The following is a 2,153-nucleotide window of genomic DNA, read 5'->3' on the forward strand; positions in this document are numbered from 1 at the left end:
TGCCCTGGCTCTGGGCGGTGTGGGGTACGCCGCGCAAGCATCCTTCTACTTCGCCGCCCTGGAGCGGATCGACGCAGCGCTCGTGGCACTGGTGCTGTACACCTTCCCGGTGCTGGTGACGCTGGCGTCGGTGACCTTGGGCAGGGACCGACTGACGCCGGCACGCGTAGCCGCGCTGCTAGCCGCGACCTGCGGCACCGCTCTGGTGCTGGTCGGCGCCGGTGCCCTGTCGTTCGACACCGCCGGCGTCACCCTCGCTTTCGCCGCGGCCCTCACCTACACCGTCTACATCCTCGTCGGAGAGTCCACCGTCCAGCAGGTGCCAGCCCTGACGCTGACGGCCTTGGTGATGGTCGGGGCCACCCTGACCCTCGCCCTGCGAGCCCTGCTCACCGGAGGGCTCAGCCTCGACCTCACCCTCGCTGGATGGGGGTGGATCGTCTGCATCGCCCTGGTCTCCACCGTCGTGGCGTCCACGACCTTCTTCGCGGGACTTCGCCACACAGGCCCCTCGACCGCATCCATCCTCTCGACCTTCGAGCCGGTGGCCACTGTCGGCCTCGCCGCGGTGGTTCTCGGTGAGCGACTCGGCGCCATCCAGGTGGTCGGCGCCGGCCTCGTGCTCTCGTCGGTGATGCTCGTCCAGCTCGGTCGTCGTCCTGTCGTCGACGTCCCGGTCCCGGTCCTCGGTACCGACACCGACACCAGATCGAAGGACATGGAGCGGGCGGCCTCACGCTCCTGAAGCCAAGGTCGCCTTGATGACACACTTGTCGCGGCAGATCCGGGCGAATGCTCCGTCGGACGTGCAATAGGAGTCGTCGCGCGTCGGCCACACGCTCAGTAGCGCTGGGTCCGGGTGCCATTGCATGTCCGGCGACGCAGTCCGGCTAACGTCCAACAGTCGGCAGGATCGAGCGCCCCACCCGCGGCATCTGCGGTAGTCGCCACGCGCTGATGTCCGGATGTGCCGGGCCGGTTGACGATCGCGCTGTCGGCCCTGCGAACGTTCATCCGACGACTTGCCACGCGGGTCCGCTGGCACACGCTTGCGCCTGATAGCGGTCAGGTTGCAGGAAACCGCCACCGAGGGTCACAAGTTCGCTGGTGCGGTAGACGGGCGCGTCAGACCTCGACGGATCACGAACGACAACCTCTCCGGCCCCCACCTGCGCAATCCAGCCCACCGGCCAAAGCACCGGCCAAACAGCGCCCTCATCACCCTGCTCGATCAGTCGGACGCATCCGTCCTCCCCCAGCTTGAGCGTGCCGGAGATCGCGGCCGACATTGCACTCTGCCCAGGTTGCCAGCTAGACCGTGCCAGGGGTAATTGCGCTGTTGCTTCGGGGCCGCCCGTAGGCGAAACGTCTATCGGGGTCCGACCTTCAGTACACCCGCCGAGCACCAGCAACGTCACACCAGCCACGAGCGCGACCGCGACTCCGCGCTCACACCGTCCCCGACCCCGCATGTGAAATGGTCCCACGATGCCTTCCACGACGTCACGCCCTCCCTCGGGCGACGCCCGCCGTGGGCTCGAGTTGCGGCATGTCCGTGCGTGCGGATGATCGTGGAGGAGACACTGCATCTTGTGAGCAACCTGGGGACTAGGGCGGGAGCACAGAGGGGCCGCCGCTTGGCAGGAGTAGCTGCGGCGGCCGTTGTCACGGCCGCCCTGGCCGCGTGCACGAACATCGACGCAGCGGACCAGCAGGTCATCGACCGGCTCTCGAAGCTGGACGTCATGAGGGTGCCTCCGGGGGCCACCGAGCTGTCGTGGACGAGCTCGAAGGGCGGCGGCGACAGCGTCATCCGCAACGCCCCGTCCGTCACCCTCGTGTACGCCACGACGCAAACGCCCCCCGAGGTCGGGACGGACGTCCACGCACGCTTCGACTCGACATGGCACTTCAAAGACAATGCGGCCGTCATCCTCGGCGGTTGGCGAGCAAGTGGGAGCCCGGGCCCGGACCCTGCCGCGGACCCGGGCACGGTCGCCGACGTGGTCGCGCGGCGCGTGATATCTACGGACAGGGCGCAGGCCGTCAGCCAGTCCGTCGTGACGGTGTCCGTCTCGGCCACCCGTCCAGGCTGAACCCCGTCCCGCGTCGCCTCAATGCGGTCTGGTCGCACGTCGTCCCAGGAGCGGCAG

The 2,153-nt window shown here is 68.5% G+C and carries 2 protein-coding genes; both read left to right on the forward strand.

What is annotated here, in order from left to right; all coding sequences use genetic code 11:
- The coding region (locus PLL68_RS14170; RefSeq protein ID WP_324535174.1) for a DMT family transporter at positions 1 to 745 on the forward strand (745 nt) is incomplete at its 5' end.
- An 892-nt stretch (positions 746 to 1,637) separates the two neighbouring features.
- Positions 1,638 to 2,096, forward strand: a complete 459-nt coding sequence (locus PLL68_RS14175; protein ID WP_324535176.1) for a hypothetical protein — start codon at positions 1,638 to 1,640, stop codon at positions 2,094 to 2,096.
- The last annotated feature ends 57 nt before the right edge of the window (positions 2,097 to 2,153 follow it).

This window comes from Ornithinibacter sp., from assembly GCF_035443565.1.
In the GTDB taxonomy this organism is placed as follows: domain Bacteria; phylum Actinomycetota; class Actinomycetes; order Actinomycetales; family Dermatophilaceae; genus Fodinibacter.